This window comes from Streptomyces sp. NPDC048479 (assembly GCF_040651435.1).
Taxonomy (GTDB): domain Bacteria; phylum Actinomycetota; class Actinomycetes; order Streptomycetales; family Streptomycetaceae; genus Streptomyces.
Genome location: NZ_JBEZKA010000031.1, coordinates 24,176 through 50,182 on the forward strand (window position 1 = coordinate 24,176; position 26,007 = coordinate 50,182).

A 26,007-nucleotide genomic window follows, 5' to 3' on the forward strand; every position below is an offset into this window, starting at 1 on the left:
GTCAGGCCAGAGAGGCGAGGATCTTCGCCTCCTTCTCTGAGGCGATCCCGTGTTCCGCGCACCTCGGGTGGTCCACGGGACGCCCGTCCGCGGCAAGCCACGCCCAGGTGTCGCGGATAGTGTCGGCGATCGGCCGGCATTGGAGGCCCGCGGCCACTGCCCGACCAGAGTCGACCGACCACACGCCCGCGTGCGTGCGCCACAGCGGCAGTTCGGTCCACTGCGCGACGCCGTGATCGGTGAGGATGCTCGGTTCCACCCACTCCGGCTTCCCCGCCCCGCCGGTGACGGCCAGGCACTCGCCGAGGAATGCGGCGAAGGTGATGCCCTCGGGGTGAGTGACGTTGTACCCGCCGCTCGTTTCACTGGCTGCCTGGTCCAGGGCGAACTCGGTGACGTCGCGGACGTCGACGGGCTGGATGCGCTGACTACTCGGGCCGGGCGCCAGAATCCGCCCGCCGCGCTTGGCCCGGGTCAGCCACCACGGAAGCCGGCCAACGTACTCGCCGGGCCCCAGGATGACTCCAGGGCGGAGAAACACCGCGGCGTCGCCGAACGCCTCGGTCACGGCACGCTCTCCGCCGGCCTTCTGGAAGCCGTAAACGGTGGGGCCGCCGTCCTCGCCGGTGTACCCGTACGAGTCGTCAGCATCCGGCGGGCACTCCAGCAATGGGGAGACGTCCGTGAGGGCTTGGTGCGGCCAGCCCTGATAGACGGACACGGTCGAGATATGCACCCACCGTTGGGCCGCGGCACGCAGGGAAGTGGCCGCCAGGAGAACATCGCGGGGCGGGAAGTCGGAACTGGACGTGTCGATAACGGCGTCCCACGGCCCGCGTTGGGCAAGACGGTGGAGGTCATCTCGGTCCTTACGGTCCCCGTGGATCGGCTCGACACCCTCGACGTCACGGCCGGACCGCCCCCGGTTGAAGGTGGTCACAGACCACCCTCTCGCCAGTGCTCCCTCCGCAATGCACTTGCCCAGGAACCAGGTACCGCCGATGACGAGAATTCTCATGGCTGCGATCCTGCCGTCCCTGTCCACCTCGCGGAAGGCCCATTGGCGGCCGCCGGGTCGTGGACGGAACCTTGTCGAACGGGTCCTTCTTCCCTGCTTCGGCCGGTCGCACGTAGACCCTGCGTGGGATGGACGACCCCTTGGCCCACCGGCCGGCTTCCTCGAGCTCCTGATCGGTGGCGCCTGCTTCGGCGAGGTCGGTGGCGCCCGCGCGCAGGCCATGGGAGGTGACCGGTCGGCCGTCGCTCACCAGCCCGGCCTTGGCGAACCAGTGCTTCACCCCCTCGTTGACGACGTGTCCCCGAAGGTGCACGCCGCGCGTCGTGGCCGTCCTCGCCCGGGTCTCCTCCGTCGCGGGCATGCCGTTCTTGAGGAGGTGCCGGAAGACGGGACCGGTCGTGATGCCCACGCTGGCGAGGTACTCCAGCCAGCGGCGCAGCCGTCGGACGAGCTGGATGTCCGGCCGGTCCTTGAGGGGGATCGTCTGGGCCTCGTTCTTGTGGGTCTTGTCCTCGGCGAGCCACACGACGACGCGGTCGTCGAGGACCGTCAGGTCCTCGATCATGACGTCGGCGTCCTCGATGCTGCGGCCGAGGAACCGGTACCCGAAGGCGAACATCGCCGCGTCGCGGATGCCGATGGGCCGGCCATCCGCCTCGGCCTTCTCCATCATCGGCACGACGTAGGGCAAGGTGAGCGGGAACGCCTGCCGCGTGCGCACGGCCCGCTTGTTCTTCTTCCGGCAGTTGGCCAAGAGCCGCAGGTAGAGGCTGTTATCCGGCTTCTTCCCCGCGGGCATGGCCGTCTTGATCCGCGACATGTAGTTCTTGATGGTCGAGACCTTGAGCTCCCGATTCATCAGGTGCCGCCCGTACTCGGTGAACGTGGCGGTGGTGCACGGCACGGCTACGCGCCCCTGCTCAGCGCACCACTCTTTGAAGGCCCGCATCGGGCCCGAGTCGGTCGGGTCCGTCTCCTCCAGAATCTGCCTGGTCTCTTCACTGACGTACAGGTCCCGCTCGGTGTACTGCGTGCTGGGGTCGGCGGTGGTGGGGACGGCCTGACCCGGGTACAGCACCGTGTTGTGGTCGACGCGCGGCCGCACGGGCGGTTCCTCGACGATTACCAGGGCGCCCTCGTCGACGATCTCGGCGTCCACGACGATCTCGTCCTCGGGCTGGTCTCGGAGGCTGAGCGCATCGAGCGCCTGGTCGACGTTGCTCACGGCCGCCACTCCGCTGGGTACTCGGACGGGGGGCCGCTGAACCGGGCCCACAGCAGGGACTCGAGGGACCAGCGCATCCCTTCGACGAGGCCGGTGTCCTCGTTCGGCGTGTGGGACAGGACCGCGCTCTCGTGCCGCATCTCGTAGTCGTCGAGAATGCGCTTCACCCCGCCAAGGAGGCGCCGCTCGTTCTCGCTCATCTCCCCGGGGCGCGCGGCGACTTCGGCGAGGTGGTCGTGGGCGAAGGTGGTGAAGGCCCGGTTGTCCTCGATCTGTTCGAAGGCGCCCGCCGGGGTGTGGATCCCGACGTTGTCCGGCACCTCCCACGACCAGCGCTTGCCCTCGACCCGCATGAGGAACTGCGGGTACCGCTCGGCCGCGTTCTCGAGGTTGGCGTGTGCGCGCTCGAGAGTGCAGTCGAACCCCATACCCTGGTACGCGTCGAGCGTGCGCTTGCCGTTCCAGACTCCGCCCTCGATCCGGATGCGGGCACAGAGCTGTGCGACCCAGTCCGGTGTGCGCGCTGTGGCCCCTCGGCCACGCAGGCGCTCCCGACGTATGGGACGGCCTGCGTGTGGACGGGCTATACTTCGGTAGACGCTGTTTCAGGGATGCGAATTTCACGAGTAGCTTGCGGCATCTGGATCTCCCAAGTTCGGAGCACGCAGGGCCGATCGACGGGCATGGCCCTGTTACGCGGAAGTAAACTAGTCATTCGCGTAAGCAAATTTCAAGTGGGTTCTGGAGCAGTTGCAAGGCTGCGACGTTCGGTCGGCACCAGGCCGCCGCGTCACAGCTCGGTCCATGGCCGCGGCTCGCCGTCGGCCAGAGGCACCCAGACATCGCCGGTAGGCCCCTGGAGTTCGAGGTCGTCCAGGACCGCCGCGCCCAGCGGCACTTGCCGGGCCAGCGTGCCCACGAGCGGGTGCTGCGCGACCATGGCCTGCAGGTCGCTGATCCGGTTGTCCAGGACGTACCGGGAGGCCCCGGTGAGCACGAACAGGACCCGGGGAAATACGGGATACCAGCGCAGCCAGACAGCACCGGGAACGGCCGACTGCCGCGAGCGTTGCCGCCCCACCGGCTGCGGCTCGTACGACCACAGCCTCGCGTATTCGATCAGCTTCGACGCGAGCCGCTCGCTGCTCATGGTCGTTCGGTCGACCTCGACGAACGCCCTGAGCTTCGTCCTGTGATCCTCACCGATGAGGGTGTAGTGCATCAACGCATCCGTGATGATCTTCTCGCCGTCGCTGAGCGGGTGGGAGACCTCAGGTGTCCAGTCCAGGTGACCGTGTTCGTCCCCGCGCCTACGGGCATCGGCGACGAACGCCAGGTGGGTGCGGACCACGGTGAGGGTGTGCGGCGTCTTCAGCGAGGCCGCTGTGGCCGAGGTGATCGGATACGGCGGACGCCCCCGGAGCGCGGGGAAGTCCCGGACCAGCCGGGCCCCCTCACCCGTCAGGTACCAGGCACGGGCGCGGTTGGACTGCGGCAGCACCGTGTAGTCCACCAGACCCTCGCGGCGCAGCTTGTTCAGAGGCGTGGAGACGGTCTGCCGCGCCGCGTGGGGCCGCAGCAGGTCGTGGAGCTGACCGGTGGTCGCCATCCGGTGCTGCCCCAGCGCGGCCAGGAGCTGATGTGGCAGCGGCTCGACCGGACTCGGAGTGCGACCGGACGACACGGTCTCAAAGGTGGTGGTCACTGGTATCCCTTCTTCTGCAGCCGTACGGCTGGCGGGGTGGTGGGGGCGAGCTGGGCCAGGAAGTCGCCCACCCGGCCCAGCTGGTCGGTGGCGCGGGTCGTGAGCTGGTCCAGCGGCGCAGCGCCGGCCATGGACCGGGCGGCGCGCTCCAGTGCTGCCGCCTGGCGGGGGCGGGCGTAGTCGGCGAAGACCTCGTCGAGGTGCGGGCCGGTGATCTGGACGGGACCGACGCGATGGCCCTTGACCGTCAGCGACATGTAGTGCTCGAACCGGTCCAGGGTGGCGACGACGTCAGGTCCGGGCCGGTCGCCCCATTCGGAGGTGATCGGAGCGATGGCGGACTGCGAGCCGGCGGTGGATGCCAGGGTGGAGGCGTTCTGGACCAGGGACAGCCGCACCGGGATGGGCAGGCGGGCCAGCAGCTGGGTCATGCCGTGGACGTGGACCTTGTACTTGCGGAAGTCCTCGAACATGCTGGCGATCGTCTCTGCGGCCGCGCCGGTCAGGGTGATCAGCTCGTCGAAGTACAGGCGGAACGGCACCCGTTGGGCTTCGGGAGTGTCGCGGCGAGAGCGCACGGCGCGCAGCAGGTCGCGGGCGAGCAGGGCGGTGATCAGCCGGTCGGTGGGCCCGTTCCCGCCCGGGCACACCCACACGATCATCTTCGAGTCCATCGCGGCGCGGATGTTGTAGCGGCCGGCCGGCTGCCCGAGGAACGCGCGGGTGACGGGGTTGGCGGCGAGGCGGGCGATTGGATTGAGGACCACGGCGAAGGAGTCGACGGGCAGCGTCGGAAACACTGTCTGCCACCAGGATCTGGTCTCTTCGTCCAGGCGCCCCCGAACCCCGGCGAGCGCCGCAGCGCGGAAGACCGGGTCGGTGAGCAGCGCCCGCACGTGGAAGACAGTGGCCTGGTCTTCGGGGCGCCCGGCCTGGCAGGCGGCTTCGTTGACGGCCACCAGCACCGCCAGGGAGGCGGTGAGGATGGTCAGCGCGCGGGGTGCGCTGGCGTCGTCCCAGCCGAGCGCGAAAGCGTAGGCGTCTGCGGTGGCCTCGACGACCTCGTGCGCCACCTGTCGCTGGTGCATGCCGAGCGGGTTCCACGAACTCACCTGCGGAGCAGGCCCATGGGCGTTGAGGTCGATGAGCGCGATCCGATCCATCAGCGAGTCGTGGGCCAAAAACGGCAGAGCGCGGGGCCAGGAGTCGCGGTGCGGGTCGACGAACATCAGCCCGCCTCCGGCATGAGCCCAGCCGATCGCCTGCGCAAGGGCCCTCTCCGTCTTGCCGCCGCCGGCCTTGCCCACGCCGACCTCGAACAGCGTCTCTTTCGCATAGCTGGCGACCAGACGCCGGCGGCCGTCGGGGCTGCGGTAGATGCCCTGCAGCAGCAATTCGGGGTTCCCGAACTCGAAGGTCGGCAGGTCTCCGGCGAGCAGCGGCAGTCGGCAGTGCACTGTGGGCGGCTTGAGCAAGCCGATCAGTTCGTCCAGGCGCACCCAGTTCGGACGTGGCGGCTGGCAGTGCCCCAGCCGCCAGCGGCGCTCGAAGCCGCGCCGGCTGGGCCAGCGGTCCGCTCCGAACCGCCACGGGCCAACCCGCCACCCGCGCATCGCCCACCGCGAGCCGCCGCCGAACACGTCGAAGGCGGCCTGGAGCTGGGCGAGCCGGGCCTGGGACCGGCCTTCCGTGTTCGAAGCGCACATCACCAGCAGCTGCACGCGGACGAGGTGGTCGTCATCGGCGAGCTTGCCCAGAGCGTCCTCGGGGTCCACTCGGCGCGGGACGGGCGGCATGACCAGACGGCGCCCGCCCCCGCCCCCGCCCTGCTTGCCGCTCACCAACTGCTGTAGCTGCCCGGCCAGAGAGTCCTCGATTCCGGTGGCGTCCTGCCGCACCCACCTGGCAGCCCGCTGGGCCTCGCGCCGCTCCCTGCGCCGGGCGTCCGTCATCAGCTGCAGACGGCGCGTCCGCAGCGCCCACTTGGGGGCCCGCTGGATGTCGAGGCGTATCTCGGCCAGGTCCCCCAGCTCCGCCCGCAGGTCGGAGACGGCATCGATCAGGGGCTGCAACGGGTCGGGGTTCAGCGGAACTTCACGCAGTGGGGCAGTGGGCTTGCCGCGCAGGACGAACTCCGCCCGCACCACATGGTCACGCGGCTTGTCGACGAGGGGGCGGGCCCGGTTCACGGTGACGGCCGGGCCGAAGGGAGTGATCGACAGCAGGCGTTCGCCGCCGGCGGGACCTTCGATCCGGTAGCGCAGTGGCCTGGAGCCGTCGGCGCGCAGCCGGATCTGCACCGCCTTCGACCGGCGCGGCGCCCACCACGGCATGCTCGTTGAGGCCCGGGCGAGCTGGACGCCCCGGCGGAAGATCTCCTCCAGGCCCGGGTCGAAGTGCTGCGAGGGCACGAGTTCCAGCGCCATCCGTTCGGCCGAGGCCTTCCTCGCCAGGCGTCGCACCACCATCTCGCTCACGGCCCAGACGATGATGGAGGCCGCCACGGGCACGTACCAGTAGGTGATCACCCAGCCGACGGCGTGGATGATGCCAGCGATCAGGCCGAGTACCGAGCCGGAGGCCGACGGGGCGGCCTGGCTGGTCAAGTACGGGGCTGCGGAGTCCACGTGGACGCTCCTTTGGCGGTGGTGGGGGTGAAGTGCCAGTCGGTGATGCGGCCGTCGGTGTAGGTGCCGCCACGGTCGACGCCCGCCCACACCAGGTGCACTACCACCCGGTCGTCCCGACCCTCGCGGCGGGCGATGGCGCACTGGATGCGGAAGCGGACGGAGGCGAACGCCGGCGCGACCGCCTGGTCCGGGTCGCCGAAGACTCCCGGCCACTTCGCGCGGCCGATCCCGGTGGCGTCCGCCCGCAGCAGCTCACGGCCGGCTGCGAGCAACTGCCGCTCGTCTTCAGCGGCGAGATCGGCGGGCCAGGCCGCCTCCAGTGCCTTCTGAATCTCCCGGTCACCGGCAGCGCCCTCCCCGTGCGGCGGCAGCTCCGACGCGCTGGCCGGCTCCGTCGGCGAGGCGGCGGTGGGCGTGCCGTCCTTGGCCGGGGCCGAGCCCGTCGAGAGCGCTGAGTGCGTCGCCGGAACGGTCGCGGGCGGGACCGAGGGGGCAGCGGAAGAACTCGGGCCGTCGGCAGGCAGGGACAGGAAGACCATCCCCACCACGGCCAGGACAACGGTGGTGATGAGCAGCAGGCGCGGCGAGCGCGGCGAGCGCGGCGAGGAAGAAGTCATAGCAGACGGGCACCTCCCGCGAAGCCGGACATCGCGTCGACCGCGTCCAGCCGTACGACCGTGCCGGGCCGGGCGGCGTTGATCATCTGGCCGCCGCCGACGTAGATCCCGACGTGGTAGATCGTCGAGTCGCGGCCTGGGGCGTAGGCGTAGAAGACGAGGTCACCTGGCTTGAGGGCGCTCTTTGCGAGGCTGGCGGGGATCCGCTGGCCCACCCCGGCCTGCGCGGCCGCGGTGCGCGGCAGTTGGATACCGGCCTTGGCGTACGCATAGGTGCTCAGTCCCGAGCAGTCGAAGCCCTTGATGCTCACGCCGCTCTTTCCGCTCGGTGAGCAGCAGATGCCGTAGGACGTGCCCTTGGCGTTGCCGCCGCCCCACGAGTACGGCACCCCCCGCTGGGAGAGTGCGACCTCGATCACCGTGCGGACCTTCCCGGAGACGTTCTTCAGGTTCGGGTCCTTGGCGGCCGCCGTGTACTGGTCGATCCAGCCCAGCACGCCTGCGACGTACTCATTGGAGTGGTTGTACTGCAGGATCGCGGCCTTGAGCTGGGCACGCTTGGTCAGGTCACGGCCGTTGCCACACAGGTAGATCGCGGCGCCGAGCGCTGCGTCGTCGGCATTGTGCGGGTCAGCAGTCTTGTCGCCGCCTGCGTCCTTCCCGGTGCCCTCCCAGGTGGAGGGCAGGAACTGGAAAGGGCCGACGGCGCGCTCCCCGCTCGCGGTGCCGTCCCAGCGGCCGTTGTCGGTGTCCGGGAAGACGGCGGTGTTGCCGCCGGCGCCGGAACCGTTGAGGAGCACCCCGTAGATGCGCGGGCGGATGTCTCCGCCTGCGGCGATGTTGCGGCCCACCGCGTGGTTGGACTCGACCTTGGCGATCCCGGCGAGGATCGGCCAGCGCATGCCCTGACACTTCGGCACATGCTTCCCGACCTGCTGGACTGCCTTCTTGTAGGCAGTCAGCATCCGCGGCGGGATGTCCGCGGCCGTGCCGCCCTCGGCAATCCCTCCGTCGCCCTGCGCACCCGTCTTCAGCGCGACATACGCGCTGATCGCGTTCCCCACCGGCGCGGCACAGCACACGGCGGCGAACAGCAACAGCACCACCACACACCCCCACCGCGCCATGCGGCGCCGGGCCGGCCTCACCCGTCCTCACCGTCCTCTGGCGGCCAGTAGTCCCACTCCTCGCGCTCCCTCTCGGCGCGGGGCGCGGTCCGCCGCATCAGCTCCTGGAACCTGGCGCGCGCCTCGTCACGGGTACTGCTGCTTGCGCCTGCGCCTCCGGGGAAGACCGGCCCGGGCCCAGTCGGTGCAGGGCTTGCCGGACGCCGGGGCGCACCGCCACCGAGCCGCGTCGGGGACGTCGGCGGAGTGCCGCCTCCGGCCGCAGACGTGGGCGCGCTGGGCCGCGCGGAGGTGTGACTGGTGGGGCCCGTGGAACCGGAGGAACCTGTCGGAGGCTGAGGCGGCGCCGTCCGGGTCGGCAGGCGACGGCTGACAAAGGGGCCGGGCCCGCCACTGTCGTCGGTGTTCTCCCGCAGGACACGGGACACATCACGCCCCGTGTCGGCCCAGGCACGGCCGTCCTCGCGGATCGTGTTGCCCCACACCCGCACCTGTTGGCGGGCATCCTGGGAGTAGCGCGAGCCGCCCGCCCGGGCCCGGCGGACGTTCGCGGGCAGACCGACCGTCGCCCCGTACGCAGTCCTGCCGCCCCGATTCAGGATGCGGTACCCGCGGAAGCGGACCAGCCGGTTGTGGGCGCGCGTCGACAAAAGAGTGCGGTCGCTGCTCTGGTCGTGCAGCACCTGGCCGGAGTTGCGGTCGACGACCTGCCCTTGCTCGTTGCGGTACCGGTCGGGAGGGCCTCCGGGCCGACGCGGCCCCGTGCCACGGCCGTCTCCGCCGTCCCACGGGCCGCCCGTGTTCGGGTCGCCGTGGGCGGTGGCCTTGCGCCACTTGGCCAACTGCTCCCTGTCCGGACGGCGGCCGATCAGCAGCCAGTGCGCGCCCTTCGCGCCGAGGCGTGCTCCCAGCCCGCCCACGGCCGCGGCGGCGGTAAGCGGGGCCAGACCGCGCCCGGCTTCGGCAGTGGCATCAGCGAGCACACGGCCGGTGTCTACCGGCATGCCCGCGCCGTCGAGCAACGAGGTGAGCCCGCCCATCAGCCGCTGGCGGGTGCCGAGCATCCCGAACCGGCCGCCACCGCCGCTGGTGAAGGCACGCAGGCCTCCGCCGTAACCGCCCAGCGCGGCAGGGGAGTTCATGGCGAGCGCCGCGCCGAGCTCGGACGTGTCGCCGGGCATATGGGTACCGCCGACCTTGGCGTAGCGCATCCGCAGGGCCATGCGCCGGCCGAAGGAGGAGATGCCGGTCAGGAGCCTGCGGTGTCCGGCCGCGCCGGCGATAGCGAGGACGTCGATCAACAGGATCCGCTCCACCATCAGGTCGGGGCCTTCTGTGATGGTGGCGTCGACGGCGATCCCGAAGAACGGCACGAACGCGCAGATCCCCACCACAGCCAAAACCGAAATGCCCCAGATCGACAGCCACTTCCACACCGACTGGCGCGCGGGCCCGGGCAGCATTCCCGCGATGAAGGTGACGCCCCCGACGGCCGCGGCCGCGGCGCAGATGCCCTGGGTGCCGAGCAGGACGATCGCGCTGCTCAGCAGCATGCCGCAGATGAACAGCGCGGCGATCAGCAGCAGGGCGGCGCCGCCGACCCTCCACCAGGTGGGCTTCTCGGCGTAGGAGGCACAGGACTTGCCGACGTCGCCGGCCTTCTTCATGTCCTGCAGGAAGGCGCCGAACTCGCGGTCCTCGTCGGTGACGATCGCGTTGGAGGCGTCCAGGAGTTCTCCGCCTGGGGTGAGCTCCGGCAGATCGGCAGCAGGCTGGGACCCGGCCGGCCGGCAAAAGTCCCCGGCGGGGCCCGCGATGTCATCGCACGCGTTGCGTTTGCCGTCGTCGCTCGTGGCGGGCCGGTAGCCGCCGCTGATCCACTTCAGGTGAACGGCGTAGGCCTTGCGGTCGGAGTCCTTGGCCGGGTCGAGGATGCGCCCGTACTGCAGAAGCATGTACGGCTTCACGATCAGCGCGTTGGTGATCGAGTCCTGGATCGGGCGGGCCACCTCTTCCGCGGAGACAGGGCCTTCGCCTTCACGTTCCAGGCACTTGACCTCCTGCATGCCGGCCATGCCGTCGCACGGGCCACGGCTGGCGACCTTTCCGCCCCAGTCGTAGGAGTTGACGCTCTGCTGGGCCACCTCGGCAGCCACCTGCTGGCCCTGCCCCAGCGGTCCGTCCTGGGTGAGCAGGTAGTCGGGGCGGACGAACGCGGACGTGGCGAGGGCCGCGATCAGCAGGGTCAGAAAGATTTCGCCCAGGCCGCGGCCCACGCGGCCGCGCACAATCATGAAACCGGCGAACACGAACGCCCAGGCCAGCAGCAGACCCTTCAACCCGAGCGTGTCTACGACCACGTTCTCGTAGCTGTCGGCGACTTTCTGCGCCGGGCGGGTGAGGATCTTCAGCAGCGGGAACCGGAAGGCCACCTCGATTGCCCACCCCGCCAGGCCGACCAGCAGCCGGATCAGGGTGAACAGCCCGGACAGGGCGAAGGTCAGGGCTTGAGACTTGAAGGCGACGATGGAGCCGCCCTCGGCGTTCAGCTCGTACCCGTTGATCGGCACCCCCTCGGAGGAGGTGATGTTCAGCGGGGCGAGCAGGTCTCCGGTCTCGCCGGTGCTGCTCGCCGCGTACACGACCTGACTGTTCACCATAAGAAACACACCGGTGAGCAGCACGACGAAGCCGGCCGAACGGAGGGTCCCGCGGTCTGGACGGAACATCTCAGCGCCGCCTCTGCCCAGCGGCGCTCCGGCGCCGCCACACCACCAGGGCGGCCACTCCCGCGCCTGCCGGCACCAGATTCCACACCGAGCCGACGGCACCGTGCTGCTCGGCGGAGGCGGAGTTCAGGGTGCCGCGCTCGCAGTACGCGCCTGCCGGGCCCACGACCAGGGCGCACGGGTCCTGGTTTGCGGGGCGGGCGTCGGCGGCGAAGGCATGCCCGGTGTGCGGCCACCAGGGCTCCGGCACGCTCATCCCGAGGGCCAGGATGAGCACGCCGACGGCAACAGCGAACACTGTAAGGACGCTCACGGCCGTACGGATGCCCCGGGCGCGGTCCCAGGAAGAAGTGGTCATCGGATGTGTTCCTTCGGACGGGCATCGGCGGTCTCACCGGCGAGCGGCTCAGATACTGAAGGCGAGGCCGTGCTCGTGCGGCGCCCTGGTGTGGTGGTGATGGACGTGGTGATCCGCGCGATGCGGGGAATGTGGGCCTTGACCCGACCGGTGTTCTGCCGCGGGCAGGTCAGCAGGAACTCGCCCTCACGGCCGCGTTGCCCGACGGGGGACAGGCCGGTGGTCACCAGCCGCAGCAGCTCCGGGTCGTTCGGGTCCAGCCCGACGAACTCCAGCCCACGGCGGGCGCGTTCGCGATCGGCGGTGCGGGCGAGCGCGCGGTAGGCCATCAGCCCGCGGTCGGGGCCGAGTTCCTCGACGTCGTGGGAAGCGGCGAGCAGACCGGCGCCGTGCTTGCGGCCGTCGTGGAGGATCTCGTGGACCAGAGCGGTGCCCTCCGCGGAGGACGTCAGCCAGTACAGCTCGTCCAGCACCACGGCCGTGAACCGCTCGGGGTCCTCGAACGCGGTCTGCCGGGCGATCGCGGCGATCAGGTAGAGCACCGCCCGTCCGATCAGCGCCTCCAGCGGCTGCTGGTGCAGGACCTCCGGCTTGTCGAACGCGGCCTTCGGCGGCAACGTCAAACCGGTCGTGGTGATCACGATCATGTCCGAGGCACTGGAAGCATCCAGCCGCACCGGCGGCAGCGCCGGGTCGAAGACCATCCGGGCCAGCGAGTTGGTGGCGACAACCCGGACGAGTCCGGCGAGGGTGGCGGCCGCGTCCTGCCGCTTGCCCACCTCGCGTACGGCCATCTCCTCGAGGACCTGAAGCACGCGATGCATGGAGGGGGCGTCGCCGGCGGCGGCCTGCTCGACGGCGTGGTGCAGGACCTCACCGTTGGTACTCATCGGGCCGATGCCGAGCTGCAGGGTGAGGTAGGACAGGGCGTAGTGGCGGCCCTCGGGGCCGTCGAACATCCTCAAGGGGTCGATGGACACCTCGGCCTGGGCGGCGTCGATGATCTGGACGCGGCCTTTCGCTGCGGTGCGGGCGAAGGTGGCCCACTCGCGTACGGGGGTGCGGTCGATGCAGATCGCGCAGCCGCCGCGCGCCCACACCGACTCCGCGATCAGCTTCTCCAGGACGCTCTTGCCCGCTCCCAAGTCCCCGACGATGCCCATCGAGGCGGACGCATCCACCTTGGGCGCATCCGCCACATTGATCATCACGGGGCGGGTGGTGCCGCAGTCCAGGTCGAAGCCGAGGAACATCCCGTTCGGGTCGCCGACCTCGCCCACGGTGAAGGCGCCGCCCAGCGCCCAGTCCTCGGAGATTTGGTGCTGGGTGAACTCCCGCACCACACCGGGCCGCACCGTGCCGGGCAGGCCCAGGGTGAACAGGGCCTCCTGCAGACCGGCCGGGCGCACCGCTCGGTAATCGGCGCCGCCGAGCAGCGCGGCCAGCGCCCGCGCCCGCGCGTCGCAGACCCCGGCGGTCGGGCCCCACACCGTCAGCACGGTGACGGACTGCACCTCAACCTCGACCGACGTGCGCGACAGGCGGGCGTCCAGCTCACCCAAGTCACGGGCGGCCTCGGCGAGCGAGGCCGGCATGCCCGTGGGGCGGGCGTCGTACTGGTCTGCCTGGTCGATCAGCTCGTTCTTCTTGCGCCGCACCTGGTCCCGCGCCTTCTCCGCCGGTACCAGCGTGAGATCGACGGTGTAGTCGACGGGGAAGTCGAGAGTCTCCAGCTGGGCGAACAGGTCGGCGGCGTCCTGGCTGACCGCGGGCGGGCACTCCGCCAGCGCCAGCTGCGCCTGATAGCCCACTCCGGTGTCGGACTCGACCTGCAGCCAGCGCCGCCGCAGCGGCGACGCCGTGTTCAGCCGCCACCAGGCCTTGCGCCCCGACCGCGTTATCTGTCCCGCCCTCTTGAGCTCGTCGACATCGTCGAGAGCGGGGTCAACGCCGCCTTCCTGCAGGCGCACTTGCCCGAGGTCGGCATAGCTGGGGGAGCGCAGCACGCCATCACGGATCTGCCCGCCGAACAGATCGCTGGCTTCGGCTTCCGCCAGCAGCGGCTCCCGCAGCCCACGGTGGACGGCGTGCTGGAGCATCCACACGACCTCCGCCGGGCGGGCCGGACGAAAGGCGATGCCGCCGGCGAGCGCGGCCTCCACCCGGGCGGCCTGCTCGCGGTAGGCAGTCACCTCACGCCGCGCCACCGGCACCGGCTGCATGCCCAGCACCGGGGACAGCTCCGCCCACGCCGCGCCGAATGATGCCGACACCTTGAGGCCGCCTGTCTCGGTCTGCAGCGGCACCGCCAGCCACAGCGTGCGGCGGTGCATCTCCTGACCGTCCAGAAGATCCAGCGTCGCTTCGACGTTCTCCACCCACGGATGCGGACCCTGGCCCGGACCCGTCTCGGCCGGCTCGATGCCCTCGATCATCCGCAGGGCGACCTCACCCGGATCGACCTGCGCACACAGACCGAACAGCCGCGGCGCCCCCGACAGGGAGCGGATCAGGTGGGTGATCTTGGCGAGCTGTTCGTCACGGACCGCCGCGGGCACGTACGTGCCCTGGACGGTCTCCTCCAGGCGGCCCTGTGCGTCCGGACCTGGGTGCAGTCGGTAGACGCCCCACACACTGCCGTGTGCCGACCAGACCAGGTGCCCGGCGATGTGACGGATCGGCACCCTCACCGCACACCCCCGCCCTGCTGGGTGAGCGCGAGCAACTGCTGCACACCCGACACCGGCCGCACCGGTGCCGCGGGAGCAGCCGACACCGTGAGGCGTCGCGCCGACAAGCGCGGCATGGCAGGACGCCGGCGCGGTGTCCGCACGTCCGGCCGCCGAGCCGGACGGAACGGTGCAGCCGCTGAGGGGGCGAACGCGTCCTCCACGATGAAGCCGCCGAGCAACGGGCGGGGAGCGCGGTCACGAGCAGCGCGGCCGCCGATCCGCCCCCCGTGCGGCTGCCAGCCCAGCAGCATCCAGCCCAGCGCCGCCTGCATCGGGGCGCGGCCCCTGATCTTCGGACGGCGCACTGCCCAGATCGCCAACAGCCAGGCCGCGATCGGGACGGGGCCCATACACGACCACCACGCGATCGTCTTGACCAGAAGGAAGCCGCCGCCGACGGCGACCGCGATCTGCGCAGGTGTGTAGGGACCGAGCGGGATGCGCCAGTCCGCCACCTTCCCCAGCACCCAGGGATGCCGGCGGGCGGCGGTGTAGAAACGCCCCACCCGCCCCGCGGCCGCCGCGCTCACAGCCAGCCTCCAGCACCGGCGGAGTGCTCCCGCGGGGCCGGATCGGAACTGCGCACGATGCCAGGGACGGCGGGTGCGCCCTTGGCCGGGTTCTTCACCTCGTCCTCGAACATGCCCGCCAGGTCGTTGCGAGAGTTGTAAAGACCCAGCGCGATGATCATCAGCAGCAGCGCGCCGATTCCCGCCTTCAGGCTGAACTTCTGGATCATGATCACGACGACCAGGCAGACCAGACCGGCCTGCAGACCCTTGGTCGCCCAGTCCGTGAACATGTTGATCCACGAGTCGCCGAGGTCGTCCAGCTGCCCGGCGAGCATCAGGCTCTGCACGGTGTTCACCGGGCACCCCCGTCCTGGGCGGCCCCGGACTCCAGCGCGGCAACTTCCCAGCGCCCCGAGCGGGACTTGAGGGCGAGCTCGTACCCCAGCGGCCACCGCCCGTCCTCGTCCCGGCCTTCCACCTGGGCGAGGACGCGCACCGCGGTGCCGTCGGCCGGCACATGCTCGGCGGCCGCCGCTTCCTCGACAGCGAGCACATGCTGGACGGTGACCGCCTGGTACGGGGCGGGGGAGACGGCCGACAGCTTCACACCGGGAGCGAGGTAGCGGCCTACCTCGCCGCCGCCGGTGAGGTACGCGGAAAGGAACTCCCCGACCGCGGACGACAGATCCCCTTCAGGGACAGTCACCCCGTACGGCGACTTCGGCGCCTCAGCCCGTGCCGGTCCGCTCACCACGCCGGGCGCACCGGTCACCGTGAACGAACTGCCCGCACGGTCGGCGACGACCGGCACGGCGTAGTTGCGCACCCGGCCGTCGGCGTACTGCGCAGCCACCGTCACCGACCACGTGCCCCCCTCGCGCTGCGCACTGCGCACCGCCGTCACGGACTCCGGCTTCGACTGCGCACCGGAGACCAGGTCGGGCAGTTCGACGTCCGGCGCCATCGACTGCGCGAGACGAGCCTGCGCACTCGTGGCGTCGTCCGCGCTGCTGCGCAACCACGCGCTGACGAACAGCTGCGCATAGCCGGCCGGGTCGGCCGCGACGGGTGCGGTGCGCACAGCGGCTGGCTTGTCCGAGGGGGCGGCCTTGGCCGTGGCCGGGCCGGACATCACCGCGACACCCAGGGCGATCGGACCGGCCGCGATGGCGGTCAGGACCGCCAGACGTGAAAGGCGGACGCGGCGCCTCATCTTCTCCAGCTCGACGCCTGCGGCCATCGCAGGAGCAGCGTCGCTCTCCGACGCCTGCTTGCCAGGGGACATGGTCAAACTCCCAGGTCAGATCGTGTACTTGCTGACCTTGAGAAAACCCGCAGGCCCCGACCAGACCACCGACCATGAGCCCCCGACCACGGTGACGATCCGGCAACATGCGCACTGGGCTGCCGTGGTCGGGGCTGTGGTCGGCCCGACCACAGCCCCGACCACGGGCCCCGGGCATGCCAGAACGGACCACCGTCGTGAAGGGGGCGGCGACGGGGAACTGGCCCAGCGAGCCCAGGAGGTACAGAACAGAACAGAGGGAGAGGCCGCCGACAGATCGGGCGCGCGCCACCTTCGGAAGGAGGCTGTGGCAGCCCGGTTGCGCACGACTCCGCCGGTTGCGCACCCCCGAGGCCGACGGCGCCTTCCCACTGTGCGCAGTCGGCTACGCATGCCGACTGCGCAGGACCCGGACTCGTTGCGCAGCCGCATGCGCAACGAGTGCCGCCGTCGCTGCGCAACCGCGGTTGCGCATCCTCCCCGAGCACCGGAGAGACCCGTGGTCGGCCCGACCATGAGCCCGACCACGGCAGCCCAGTCGCATGTTGCCGGATCGTGACCGGTGGTCGGGGGCTGTGGCCGTCAGCCTGGTCGGGGGCGCCGGGTGAGCTGACGGCATGGATCTCGCGTACGTCTCCTCGCTCAGCGGCCCCGGCCACCTCGCGCCCGCCCCAGGGCGTCGGCGGCCGCGCCCACATGGCGCGCAAGGAAGCACGATGAGCCGCTTCGGGGCGGGGATCCGCCGTGGGGTGATGGCGGCGGACCAGTTCACCCAGATCGCCAACGGCCTGTTCCGCGACTCAAGGCTGCCCTTCAAGGCGAAGGGGATTTTCGGCTACATCAGCACCCACCGCGCTGGCTGGCAGGTGACGGTCGCCGACCTCGTGCGCGCCGGACCCGACGGGCGGGACGCCGTACGCGGCGGCCTGAGCGAACTACAGAGGCACGGCTACCTCATCCGCGAACAGCTCAGGCACGACGACGGGACGCTCGGCGAGATCGTGTACTCGATCACGGACCGCCCCGCCCCCGTCGACGCCGACCTCGCGCCAACGGCTGGCACGGCGTTCGCCTCCGTGCCGGCGGATGAGGCGGGGCCCGGCTTCGGGGCGGGGATCCGCCGTGGGGTGATGGCGGCGGACCAGTTCACCCAGATCGCCAACGGCCTGTTCCGCGACCCTCGGCTGTCCTTCAAAGCCCAGGGCCTGTTCGGGCTCATCAGCACGCACCGGGACGGCTGGCGGATGAGCGTCACCGACCTGGCGCGCCGCGGCCGCGACGGTGAGGCGGCCGTCAAGAGCGGGCTCAGGGAGCTGGAAAGGCACGGCTTCCTGCTCCGGGAACGCGAGCGCAACCCCGACGGCACCCTCGGCGCCGCCGCGTACTTCATCACCGACCTGCCCAGCCTGCAAAACAGCAGGTCGCAGCCGATGTCGGGTTTTCCACCGGTGGATAACCCGACGTCGGTTAATCGCCCCACTAAGAACACCAACAGAAAGAAGACCAACAAGCAGAAGACCAGATCCGTCCCTCCGTGCGACCGGAGCGACGTCGCGCGAACACTCCAAGGGACGGACCAGCCGGACGCACCCGCGTCCCCGCCGGCCGCGCTCCCGGCGGACGAGATGCATCCGGGGATCCAGCTGCTGCTCGAGATCGGAGCGAGCCGTCCGGAACTCCTGCTGACCGGGAAGGTGCTGACCGATCAGGGTCGCGTGCTCACCGTGATGATGGACGCCGGCTGGAGCAGCGAGCAGCTGCGCCACGTCATCACCGACCGGCCCTTGCCGCAACCGGTGCGCACCACGGTCGGTGCGATCATCGCCGCCCGCCTGCGGGCCGCTCAGGCCTACCCGCCGCCCGCCACGCTGGACAGCCGCCATCACCGCGGCGAGGTCCTGGAGGACGAACCGTATGGGTGGCCGGTGACCGAGCGGTTGTCCACGAGGTCCGCCGCACGCACGGTGACCGAGGCCCTGACCTACCGAGCGCTCGTCGAATGCGCCGGCTGCGGCGTTCCCGGAACCGCTCCTGGTGAGGACCTCTGCCCGGCATGCCTGGGCTGGCCGCCGTGCCGAACCTGCCCCGGACCCACACCCCGGCGCGCCCACCCCGACGGCGACGGCCGCTGCACCACCTGCGCCACCGCATCGACCAACCTGCTGGAAGGAAGCACACCATGACCCATGCACCGCCAACGGCCGGGATCACTCAGCGGCTGAGCCCGTTCTGGCAGCAGCCGCAGCGGTGGGAGAGGAAACGTTCCCCTGCCGCGCGCGGACGGCCACGTCTGCTGCGGCTCCGGTTGCGCGGCCACCTGCGATCCCGTCCTGATCCGTGAACGAGCCGGATGGGGATGGATCGACTGTCCCTCCCCTCGTAGCGTGAAGGCTGTGACTGCAGGGGAAGTTGGGAGTCATGGCGGAGAAGCGGCGCAGGTACGACGCAGAGTTCCGTGAGGGGGCTGTGCGGCTGGTGGCCGAGACGGGGAAGCCGATCGCTGAGGTCTCGCGGGACCTGGGGATCAACGAGGGCACGCTGCATTCCTGGATCGGCCGGGCGAAGAAGGCCGGCGGGGACGGCAGTCTCGCAGAGAGCGAGCGGGAGGAGCTGGCGCGGCTGCGCGGCAGGACGCGGAGAAGTCCAAGCGGATCAAGGAGCTTGAGATGGAGCGTGATGTCTTCAAGCGATGCATGGCCCTCTGGGTGAAGTGACCGAGATGGATCCGGCGGCCGTCGTCGCCTTCATCGGGGACCAGAGGGCCGAGCATGACGTGCCGTATACGGTGGCCTGCCGGGTAGTGGGTGTCTCCGGTTCGTGGTTCTACAAGTGGCGCCGGCGTCCGGCCGAGCCGACGAAACGGGAGGTCAGGCGCGCTGCACTGACAGAGCGGATCAAGCACTTCTTCAAGGAGTCGGGCGGCACGTACGGGTCGCCACGGATCACGCTGGATCTGTGGGCCGAGGGCTGGCAGGTCTCGGTGAACACCGTCGCGCAGGTCATGGCCGAGATGGGGCTCCAGGGTCGCAGGCTCCCGCGCCGGCGCCGCTCGCTGACCCGGCAAGGCAAGCGAAAGGCGGCCCGTGATCTGGTACTTCGGCGTTTCGATGCGATCGCGCCGGACGTGTTGTGGGTCGGCGACATGACCGAGATCGAGACCGGTGAGGGCAAGCTGTATCTCGCGACCGTGCTGGATTTGTTCTCGCGCCGTCTGCTCGGCTTCGCGATGGGCGCTCACCATGACGCCGCCCTGGTCGGCGCGTCGCTCACAATGGCTGCCGCGACCCGCGGCGGCAGCGTGGACGGTGTGATCTTCCATTCCGATCGCGGATCGGAATATACGTCCGGGGCGTACAACAACCTGTGTGACCGCCTGGGCGTGGTGCAGTCCATGGGGCGCGTGGGGTCGGCGTTGGACAACGCCTGCGCGGAGTCGTTCAACTCGACAGTCAAGGTCGAGTACATCCACCGGCACCGCTTCGCCACCCGCGCCCAGGCCCGGCTGAAGATCGCCACCTGGATCGCGGACTTCTACAACACGCGCCGCCGACACAGCGCGGCCAGCGGCCTCCCGCCCGTGGAGTTCGAACGGATCATCAACCACAAGCGTGCCGAAGCCTGTTCACAGGCCCAGGCCGCATAAAGGAAGCCTCCACGTTCTCAGGGGATTGACAGCTGTCGGTTCCCCTCCCGGGAGCGGTGGTCAGCGCGAGACCGCCGGCCGGGCGGGAGGACAGGACTGTGACGAGTGCCTGGGGCAACAGGCTCCTATTCGGTCACTGCCCGCGCGGCCGGCGGCCCGCATCAAGCCCGCCGCCGGAGTGACCGACAGATCAACAGCAAGGACACCCGAGGGGTCAGTCGTAACACCAGTCAGGCCGCCCCGGCGACGGTGACCCCATCCTCACAGTCATAGCTCGAGCCGACCCGGCCCATGCTCCTGCGGATCCCGAAACCGTCGCAGACCTGTGCGAACGCGGCGCTCCTGTAGTGGAGACGAAGTCCCAGCGGCGGGTCTTCACTTCATCTCCGATGGAAATAGGCCGCCGCCCGGCGCAGGATCTCCCGCTCGAGCTGCCATTCCTTCTCGGCCTTCCACAGCCTGGCGGTCTCCGTCCGCAGCCGAACGAGCTCCGCCTTCACGTCCTTTGCCTCCGGCCCGCCGCCGGACACGGTGCGGTCCTCCGCCAGGCGCACCCACGTGCGCAGCGTCTCAGAATTGACGTAGCGGAGTGCTATGAGGACTGGAGGACCTTGATGGGGCGGTACCGATCGGTGGTGGTGCCGTCACCGATCTGCCCGTACGCGTTCCAGCCGCATGCCTTGACGCTGCCGTCGGACATCAGGGCGATGGTGTGGCCTTCGTCGGTCGCGATCATTTTCACGCCGGCCAGGTCCACGGGCTCGACCGGGCGGTGGTGGTGCCGTCGCCGAGCTGGCCGAACGCGTTCCAGCCCCAGGCCCGGATGCTGCCGTCGGAGAGCAGCGCCATGCTGTGGTGGCCATGGGCGGAGATGGCCCGCACCCCGGTCAGCCCGGGGACCGTGACGGGGCTGTGGCGCTCGGTGTTGGTGCCGTCACCGATCTGGCCGTTGGTGTTCATACCCCAAGCCTTGACGGTGCCGTCGTTCATCAGCGCCAGGGTGTGGCTGTCCCCGGCGGCGATCGCCGTGACACCGGTCAACGGGACCGCACTGGGGGCGCGGGAACCCCCGAACGCCAGTGGCGTGACAAGTACCGACACCACCAGGGAGAACAGCAGGGCCAACAGGATTGCGGGAGCCGGTGTTCCGGCCCTCCGCAGCGGCAGGGAAACCGGGATCTTCATGCGCTGCTCCTTCTGGGCGATGGGTGGGCCGGCCCGATGTGACCGGCGCAGCCTGGCGATCAGTCCAACGGTTCTAGGATGAGATCGCGACGAGGTTCCTGAACTGGAAATTGGCGTTGTCCCCCCGAACTCCGACGCCGCCGGCGATGAGCAGATTTCGGGGAGTCTTGTCCACGACGTCCAGGACCCGCCGCCCGCCGACGTCGAGGGTGAGCCGGACAGTGCGGTTGGAGAGCGTGGCGACACTGGACCTGACATCCACCCAGGTGTTGCGTGGGAAGACGTTCTTGGCGGTCGAGCCGATCTGGTAGTACGTACCGCCGTTGGAGCTTCCGGGGGGGGTCTTGCGTTTGATGACGCAGACCCCGTCACGGCGTGCGACGCTGACCGCATAGAGCTCCGTCTCGTCGTGATAGCGAAGCCAGATGTGCAACCCGTCCCAGTCGAGCGCGGGGGTGCGCGGCGTGCTGACCAGCGCGGAGAGCCACATCTGCAGGGTGACGACGGTGTTCTCGAAGTCGTGCCGCTGGCTGGCCAGCCGAAACACACAAGAATTGTTGCCGTTTGTGGAGCCGGCGTTCGGGGAGATGCTGTCCGGCACCCCTGACCAGGCGGCCCCGTTGAGGCCGAAGACGGAACCGCTGGTCATGTCCCAGACGGATAACAGCTTCGCCCCGGGCTTGTCCGGGTTCCAGTGGGCGTACTCATTGGTTACCAGCCCGCTCTTCGGAAAGGTCGGACGGAACGGCGCCGGCACCTCGGCCCTGCGCATCAGGGCCGCACCGACCGGAGGCGCGGCGACCGCGAGCGCCGCGCCTCCCAGGAGTGCACCGCGCAGCCATGCCCGACGGGACGTGGACGGGGCGCTCGGGCCGCGGAATCGGGCCGTATCCGTCAACGCTTTCCTCCTGCAGATGTCTGTGAAATACGGGAGAGCGGGATGACGCACAGGCCGGCGAAGGCAGGCCGGCTGCCGGCCCGGTCACTGACCGCCGATGCCACTGCGGCTGGAAGGCCCCCGGGGGCTGTCCACGAAGAGCGGGACGGTGCCGCCGACCACAGCGACAGTCCGCGTGCCCCATGGCTATGATCGGAGCCACTCTCTGCTGCCAGGCATCGAGGGATTACTTGAGATGGCGCGTGTCATCAAAGATCACCCGGCACCTCACCCAACAAGTTGACAACGCCTCCCGATCTTGAGTCACCTGCTCTGTCCCGCGCGGACATGTTCGACGGCCTGTCGCCCGGTTTCGTTGTGTCCGCGCCGTTCGGCGCCGACCAGGGCACCGGAGGCAAGTGATTGCCCTGGCACACCGAGCAGCTGCGCGGCGCCCGCACCGTCGTCATCTGGGCCGACCGGGACGGGGCCGGACTCACCCATGCCGGGTATGTGGCGAACGATCTGCTGGCCTCGAACGTCGTGCACGCCGAGCCGAGCCGTGACGGGTACGGCGTCGGCAGAGTCGGCAGCCCAGTCGGCAGAGGCAGAGGGTGTCGACCGGGGCGCCGACCGCGACGGAAGGAGAAGCCGTCGCGGGTAAGCATCGCACCGGGCAGGCCCGGCCGGCACCAGGATGCCGGCCGACACGCTGACCGACACGCCGACCATCGACGAGCCAACGACACACCGCAGCGGCAGTCGACTCAGCAGGGCGCGTCGAACAGCTCGGCCAACGCGGTGGCGGTGCGGTCCTTGGACAGGAACTGCCCGTGCATCAGGTACGCACCGGCAGCCGCCGGCCGCGGCCCGTACTGCCACCGGGGCGTTCACCCCCTGCGGGGCCGGGGCTTGGCGGTCGCACCGCAGGCGCACCGGCAGGTGACCAGCCGGTGCGCGGTGACCTCCAGCCCGATCCGCTCGGGCAGGTCGAAGACTTGGCGCCGCTCGACCCCGATCTCCGCCGCGCCGGACCCGCCCCGCAACCGATGCGGGGACCCTCAGGCTGGTGTTCCTGCCCGTGGTCCGGGTCGGAGACCTGGGCCGGCCTGGCGCCGGGTTGCCCCTTCGGACGCCCCGGTCCACGACCGGACTTGCCCCGAGGGCACGTCGGGGCGGGCTTGGCCATCCCGTCCGAGGACGGCGGCTTCGAGGAGTTCTTCGAGTTCTGCCCCAGCCGGGCCTTCAGGGTGCGCAATCCGGCCCGGGCATCCGCCAACTCGACACGCACTGCCGCCTGCTCATTCCGCAACTTGACCCCAGCGAGGCCAGTTCCTCATAGGTGGGCAGCGGACCGGCAGCGGACGTAGCCCCAATCAACGAACCGGGTGCCACCAAGATCAAACCGTTCGTCGAGACCACCCATCCAGTTGCGGTGGATCTACAACCTCAACTGACCGCTCACCCGGATGGACGGCTGTCCGTGGAGAAACCGATCTCATGGCTCCCCAGGTCGTTAACGTGGCAACACCCCCTCGGCACTGGCCTGATCACCGGGCTGCGCCGGTCACATCGGGGCCGCCCCGCCCATCGTCCAGAAGGAGAAGCCCATGAAGAACCCGGTTTCCCTACCGCCCCGGAGAGCCGGAACACTGGCGCCCGCAATCCTGTTGGCCCTGTTGTTCTCACTGGTGGCGTCGGTATGTGCCACGCCGCAGGCGTTCGGGAGTACCCGCGCTCCCAGTGCGGTCGCGTTGACCGGTGTCCAGGCGATCGCCGCCGGGGACAGCCACACCGTGGCGCTGATGAAGGACGGCACCCTGCGGACCTGGGGGCTGAACAGCAACGGCCAGCTCGGTGACGGCACCAACACCGACCGGCTCACCCCCGTCACGGTCCCCGGGCTGACGAACGTTGTGGCCATCGCCGCCAATGGCCACCACAGCGCGGCGGTGTTGTCGGACGGCACCGTCCGGACCTGGGGCTGGAACTTCTACGGGCAGCTCGGGGACGGCACCACCACCGACCGGAACCACCCGGTCAGTCCCGTGGGGCTGACCGGCGTGCGGACCATCGCGGACGATGACGGCCACACCATCGCCCTGATGTCCGACGGCAGCGTCAAGGCCTGGGGCTGGAACGCGTACGGGCAGCTCGGGGACGGCACCACCACCGACCGCCACACCCCCGTCACGGTCCCCGGGCTGCACAACGCGCGGGACTTCGCCGTGGGGCATTCGCACACCGAACTCGTACAGCCCGACAAGACCGTCGTGGCCTGGGGAAACAACAACGACGGCCGCCTCGGAGACGGCACCATCATCCACCGCCACACGCCTGTCAAGGTCCTGGGGCTGACCCGCGTGCGGTATCTGGCGTCGCACAGAGCCCACAGCCTGGCCGTGCGGAACGACGGCACCGTCCGGGCCTGGGGCTGGAACTTCTACGGGCAGCTCGGGGACGGCACCACCACCGACCGCCACACCCCGGTGCTGGTTCCCGGACTGAAGGATGTGCGGGATGCCTCGGTCGGCGTGGCCCACAGCCTGGCCTTGCAACAAGGCGGCAGAGTCAAGACCTGGGGCTGGAACGCGTTCGGCCAGCTCGGGGACGGCACCACCACCGACCACCTTCTCCCGGTGACCGTTGCCGGGCTGTCCCGCGTGCGGGCGGTCGAGTGCGGTGACAACCACTCCGTAGTGCTGATGTCGGACGGCACCCTCCGAACCTGGGGCAGCAACGAAAGTGGCCAGCTCGGTGACGGCACCACCACCGACCGGTACCGTCCCGTCAAGGTAGTCCAGTCCTCATAGTGCTGGGCCTGCCCCTGCGCCCACCGGGCGGCAACGCTCCGGCGGGAATCGCCGAGCGAAGCCCTCGTAGGCGGGCGAATTCCAGGGGGCGTTGCAACACGTGTTGATCAACTGGCTGTGGCCAGGAGCTTAGCGAGACGCTCGGCTGGGGTTTCCCAGCCGGGCGTCTCGCGTGGGCGGCTGTTGAGTTCGGCGGCGACGGCGTCCAGGTCCCCGCGGCTGTAGCGGGAGAGGTCGGTGCCTTTGGGTGCCTCTGTGTTTGTCAAGCCGGTTGGGGCGGTGGGTCCTTCTGCGAGTTTGGCCTGGTAGTAGGCGTGGCCCCGCGTGCCGGGCATGCGTATCTGTGTGATCGCCACGGTGAGGAGCGCTGCGTTGAGTTGGCGGCCGCCGCGCCGGGACAGGCGGTGGCGTGCACGGTCCGCGCTGGCGATCTCGATGGGAGCGGTGCCGGGAGTACTGCGCGAAGGCGCTGGCGGTCGGGAAGCGGGTGGGGTTTCCGGTCCGGCCGAGGAGGCGGGCGCAGCTGGTCCCACGGCCTTCACCGACCGCGGCTCAGCCGCCTCACTGTGCGCGGAGTGTGGGACGCCGCCGTGGACACGCCTGGCTCAACGACGACGACAACGTCCTGGACGTCACCTGGGACGACATCATGGCTGATCTTGGATCCGACTACGACAGCTACGTGTCCTCCATCGGCTGGTCCGCCTGAACGCTACGCGGCGACCTGAAAGATATGCGATTGCAGGCGATGCTTTGCGATCCCCAGCCGCAGATCGCCTCAAATGGAGTGCACGGCGCGCTCACAGGGTGAAGGCCGGACTGCTGTGTCATACCGTCTTCTCATGGCATGCACTGACAGTAGTGGGTGGATACCGGCCCGAGGCCTCATAGTTACGGCCGGGGTCTTCGCTGCGCTGGCTAACGCTGTCGTCGGTGCTGGGTCGGCACATGCTGACGACAGCGCAGATACCCGGGTGGTGTTCGAGGTGGTCACCCCAGGGGGTTTGAACGTCACAGCGCCCACTGCGGCCGTGTTGTCCAGTGCAGCTCCGGGCGGCACTGCCTCGGGTCACCTCGGCGAGGTTCGGGTAATCGACGAGCGGGCCGCGCCCGATGCCCAGTGGATAGCCACCGTCGCGTTGAGCCAGGACTTCACCACCGGCGGAGGCCGGTCCAACGAAACCATCTCCGGAGGGGGCGTCGACTACGACCCTGGAGCGGCAATTGATCCGGTCAACGGCCCCTTCATTCCCGGCCCCCCGGGAACCCTCGCGAACTCTCGCGTGGCGTTCAGACATGCGAGTGGTTCCGGCAGCAACTCTGTCGCCTGGGACCCGACCCTGGACGTTCATGTGCCCGCACCCGCCGTCGCCGGCACCTACCACGGCACTGTGACACATTCGGTGGCCTGACCCAGCTCCTTCGGGTGCGACCGGCCCGGACCGGCTCCACCGTCTGGCGACGGAATCCCGGCGGGTAGGCCGGGCGTGCTCTCGGCACGAGGGGGGTTTCGTTCTTGCGGGGACCAGCACTCAGGCGACGGAGTGCGTC

Annotated in this window: 24 protein-coding genes and 2 pseudogenes; 6 read left to right on the plus strand and 20 right to left on the minus strand. The window is 70.0% G+C overall.

Annotation, left to right across the window (positions count from 1 at the left end; genetic code table 11):
• Position 1: 1 nt before the first annotated feature.
• From AB0D12_RS33855 to AB0D12_RS33915, 13 genes are all read right to left on the minus strand, one after another.
• Entirely contained in the window at positions 2-1,018 is a 1,017-nt protein-coding gene (locus AB0D12_RS33855) for an NAD-dependent epimerase/dehydratase family protein (protein ID WP_362691602.1), read from the minus strand.
• Entirely contained in the window at positions 906-2,243 is a 1,338-nt protein-coding gene (locus tag AB0D12_RS33860) for a tyrosine-type recombinase/integrase (protein ID WP_362691605.1), read from the minus strand. The genes AB0D12_RS33855 and AB0D12_RS33860 overlap by 113 nt, the downstream gene beginning before the upstream one ends.
• Entirely contained in the window at positions 2,240-2,671 is a 432-nt protein-coding gene (locus tag AB0D12_RS33865; protein WP_362691608.1) for a hypothetical protein, read from the minus strand. Before AB0D12_RS33865 ends, AB0D12_RS33860 begins: the two co-directional genes overlap by 4 nt.
• A gap of 362 nt (positions 2,672-3,033) precedes the next feature.
• The gene (locus AB0D12_RS33870) at positions 3,034-3,948 is read right to left on the minus strand and encodes a replication-relaxation family protein (protein WP_362691611.1); all 915 of its coding nucleotides are present in this window, start codon (positions 3,946-3,948) and stop codon (positions 3,034-3,036) included.
• The gene (locus AB0D12_RS33875) at positions 3,945-6,575 is read right to left on the minus strand and encodes an ATP/GTP-binding protein (protein ID WP_362691614.1); all 2,631 of its coding nucleotides are present in this window, start codon (positions 6,573-6,575) and stop codon (positions 3,945-3,947) included. Before AB0D12_RS33875 ends, AB0D12_RS33870 begins: the two co-directional genes overlap by 4 nt.
• Positions 6,551-7,195 carry a hypothetical protein gene (locus AB0D12_RS33880; protein WP_362691617.1) on the minus strand — a complete coding sequence of 215 codons (645 nt, stop codon included), beginning with the start codon at positions 7,193-7,195 and terminating at the stop codon, positions 6,551-6,553. The genes AB0D12_RS33875 and AB0D12_RS33880 overlap by 25 nt, the downstream gene beginning before the upstream one ends.
• Entirely contained in the window at positions 7,192-8,298 is a 1,107-nt protein-coding gene (locus tag AB0D12_RS33885) for a bifunctional lytic transglycosylase/C40 family peptidase (protein ID WP_362691620.1), read from the minus strand. Before AB0D12_RS33885 ends, AB0D12_RS33880 begins: the two co-directional genes overlap by 4 nt.
• 41 nt (positions 8,299-8,339) lie before the next feature.
• Positions 8,340-11,051, minus strand: a complete 2,712-nt coding sequence (locus AB0D12_RS33890) for a hypothetical protein (protein WP_362691623.1) — start codon at positions 11,049-11,051, stop codon at positions 8,340-8,342.
• Position 11,052: 1 nt separating this feature from the next.
• Positions 11,053-11,409, minus strand: coding sequence for a hypothetical protein (locus AB0D12_RS33895; RefSeq protein ID WP_362691626.1), 357 nt, complete (start codon positions 11,407-11,409; stop codon positions 11,053-11,055).
• Positions 11,406-14,099: an ATP-binding protein gene (locus AB0D12_RS33900; RefSeq protein WP_362691629.1), complete on the minus strand. Its 2,694-nt coding sequence runs from the start codon at positions 14,097-14,099 to the stop codon at positions 11,406-11,408. The genes AB0D12_RS33895 and AB0D12_RS33900 overlap by 4 nt, the downstream gene beginning before the upstream one ends.
• Positions 14,096-14,671, minus strand: coding sequence for a hypothetical protein (locus AB0D12_RS33905; protein WP_362691632.1), 576 nt, complete (start codon positions 14,669-14,671; stop codon positions 14,096-14,098). The genes AB0D12_RS33900 and AB0D12_RS33905 overlap by 4 nt, the downstream gene beginning before the upstream one ends.
• Positions 14,668-15,009 carry a hypothetical protein gene (locus AB0D12_RS33910; protein WP_362691635.1) on the minus strand — a complete coding sequence of 114 codons (342 nt, stop codon included), beginning with the start codon at positions 15,007-15,009 and terminating at the stop codon, positions 14,668-14,670. The genes AB0D12_RS33905 and AB0D12_RS33910 overlap by 4 nt, the downstream gene beginning before the upstream one ends.
• The gene (locus tag AB0D12_RS33915; protein ID WP_362691638.1) at positions 15,006-15,938 is read right to left on the minus strand and encodes a conjugal transfer protein; all 933 of its coding nucleotides are present in this window, start codon (positions 15,936-15,938) and stop codon (positions 15,006-15,008) included. The genes AB0D12_RS33910 and AB0D12_RS33915 overlap by 4 nt, the downstream gene beginning before the upstream one ends.
• A 716-nt stretch (positions 15,939-16,654) precedes the next feature.
• Between AB0D12_RS33915 and AB0D12_RS33920 the strand changes: the two genes are divergently transcribed.
• The 3 genes from AB0D12_RS33920 to AB0D12_RS33930 all read left to right on the plus strand — a co-directional run bounded on the left by AB0D12_RS33920 (position 16,655) and on the right by AB0D12_RS33930 (position 19,581).
• Complete coding sequence (locus AB0D12_RS33920) at positions 16,655-18,121, plus strand: hypothetical protein (protein WP_362691641.1); 1,467 nt, start codon at positions 16,655-16,657, stop codon at positions 18,119-18,121.
• Between the two features lie 235 nt (positions 18,122-18,356).
• Positions 18,357-18,647, plus strand: coding sequence for a transposase (locus tag AB0D12_RS33925; RefSeq protein WP_362691644.1), 291 nt, complete (start codon positions 18,357-18,359; stop codon positions 18,645-18,647).
• Positions 18,648-18,657: 10 nt separating this feature from the next.
• The gene (locus AB0D12_RS33930; RefSeq protein ID WP_362691740.1) at positions 18,658-19,581 is read left to right on the plus strand and encodes an IS3 family transposase; all 924 of its coding nucleotides are present in this window, start codon (positions 18,658-18,660) and stop codon (positions 19,579-19,581) included.
• 380 nt (positions 19,582-19,961) lie between these two features.
• Here AB0D12_RS33930 and AB0D12_RS33935 read toward each other — a convergent pair whose 3' ends face one another.
• The 5 genes from AB0D12_RS33935 to AB0D12_RS33955 all read right to left on the minus strand — a co-directional run bounded on the left by AB0D12_RS33935 (position 19,962) and on the right by AB0D12_RS33955 (position 22,934).
• Positions 19,962-20,135, minus strand: coding sequence for a hypothetical protein (locus AB0D12_RS33935; protein WP_362691647.1), 174 nt, complete (start codon positions 20,133-20,135; stop codon positions 19,962-19,964).
• A gap of 38 nt (positions 20,136-20,173) precedes the next feature.
• Positions 20,174-20,317: an RCC1 domain-containing protein gene (locus tag AB0D12_RS33940; protein ID WP_362691743.1), complete on the minus strand. Its 144-nt coding sequence runs from the start codon at positions 20,315-20,317 to the stop codon at positions 20,174-20,176.
• Between the two features lie 2 nt (positions 20,318-20,319).
• Positions 20,320-20,766, minus strand: a complete 447-nt coding sequence (locus AB0D12_RS33945; RefSeq protein ID WP_362691650.1) for a hypothetical protein — start codon at positions 20,764-20,766, stop codon at positions 20,320-20,322.
• A gap of 73 nt (positions 20,767-20,839) precedes the next feature.
• Positions 20,840-21,664, minus strand: a complete 825-nt coding sequence (locus AB0D12_RS33950) for a hypothetical protein (protein WP_362691653.1) — start codon at positions 21,662-21,664, stop codon at positions 20,840-20,842.
• An 817-nt stretch (positions 21,665-22,481) separates the two neighbouring features.
• Entirely contained in the window at positions 22,482-22,934 is a 453-nt protein-coding gene (locus AB0D12_RS33955) for a DUF6444 domain-containing protein (protein WP_362691656.1), read from the minus strand.
• A gap of 319 nt (positions 22,935-23,253) precedes the next feature.
• Between AB0D12_RS33955 and AB0D12_RS33960 the strand changes: the two genes are divergently transcribed.
• A complete protein-coding gene (locus AB0D12_RS33960; protein WP_362691659.1) occupies positions 23,254-24,456 on the plus strand; it encodes a hypothetical protein in 1,203 nt (400 codons plus the stop codon).
• A gap of 107 nt (positions 24,457-24,563) precedes the next feature.
• Here the strand turns inward: AB0D12_RS33960 and AB0D12_RS33965 are convergent.
• Positions 24,564-24,704, minus strand: a pseudogene (locus tag AB0D12_RS33965) (IS30 family transposase); the annotation flags it as partial.
• Positions 24,705-24,818: 114 nt separating this feature from the next.
• Positions 24,819-24,998, minus strand: a pseudogene (locus tag AB0D12_RS33970) (IS110 family transposase); the annotation flags it as partial.
• Between the two features lie 35 nt (positions 24,999-25,033).
• Between AB0D12_RS33970 and AB0D12_RS33975 the strand changes: the two are divergent.
• Both AB0D12_RS33975 and AB0D12_RS33980 read left to right on the plus strand, forming a co-directional pair.
• On the plus strand, positions 25,034-25,165 hold the full coding sequence (locus AB0D12_RS33975; protein ID WP_362691662.1) for a hypothetical protein: 132 nt from the start codon (positions 25,034-25,036) through the stop codon (positions 25,163-25,165).
• A 268-nt stretch (positions 25,166-25,433) separates the two neighbouring features.
• Positions 25,434-25,868: a hypothetical protein gene (locus AB0D12_RS33980; protein ID WP_362691665.1), complete on the plus strand. Its 435-nt coding sequence runs from the start codon at positions 25,434-25,436 to the stop codon at positions 25,866-25,868.
• Positions 25,869-26,007: the final 139 nt, after the last annotated feature.

What these genes read in the sequence shown, in the direction of transcription:
- AB0D12_RS33855 (WP_362691602.1), bottom strand. Translation starts at nt 1,018, where the DNA reads ATGAGAATTCTCGTCATCGGCGGTACCTGGTTCCTGGGCAAGTGCATT.
- AB0D12_RS33865 (WP_362691608.1), bottom strand. Translation starts at nt 2,671, where the DNA reads ATGGGGTTCGACTGCACTCTCGAGCGCGCACACGCCAACCTCGAGAAC.
- AB0D12_RS33880 (WP_362691617.1), bottom strand. Translation starts at nt 7,195, where the DNA reads ATGACTTCTTCCTCGCCGCGCTCGCCGCGCTCGCCGCGCCTGCTGCTC.
- AB0D12_RS33890 (WP_362691623.1), bottom strand. Translation starts at nt 11,051, where the DNA reads ATGTTCCGTCCAGACCGCGGGACCCTCCGTTCGGCCGGCTTCGTCGTG.
- AB0D12_RS33895 (WP_362691626.1), bottom strand. Translation starts at nt 11,409, where the DNA reads ATGACCACTTCTTCCTGGGACCGCGCCCGGGGCATCCGTACGGCCGTG.
- AB0D12_RS33915 (WP_362691638.1), bottom strand. Translation starts at nt 15,938, where the DNA reads ATGTCCCCTGGCAAGCAGGCGTCGGAGAGCGACGCTGCTCCTGCGATG.
- AB0D12_RS33920 (WP_362691641.1), top strand. Translation starts at nt 16,655, where the DNA reads ATGAGCCGCTTCGGGGCGGGGATCCGCCGTGGGGTGATGGCGGCGGAC.
- AB0D12_RS33925 (WP_362691644.1), top strand. Translation starts at nt 18,357, where the DNA reads ATGGCGGAGAAGCGGCGCAGGTACGACGCAGAGTTCCGTGAGGGGGCT.
- AB0D12_RS33930 (WP_362691740.1), top strand. Translation starts at nt 18,658, where the DNA reads ATGGATCCGGCGGCCGTCGTCGCCTTCATCGGGGACCAGAGGGCCGAG.
- AB0D12_RS33940 (WP_362691743.1), bottom strand. Translation starts at nt 20,317, where the DNA reads ATGATCGCGACCGACGAAGGCCACACCATCGCCCTGATGTCCGACGGC.
- AB0D12_RS33945 (WP_362691650.1), bottom strand. Translation starts at nt 20,766, where the DNA reads ATGAAGATCCCGGTTTCCCTGCCGCTGCGGAGGGCCGGAACACCGGCT.
- AB0D12_RS33960 (WP_362691659.1), top strand. Translation starts at nt 23,254, where the DNA reads ATGAAGAACCCGGTTTCCCTACCGCCCCGGAGAGCCGGAACACTGGCG.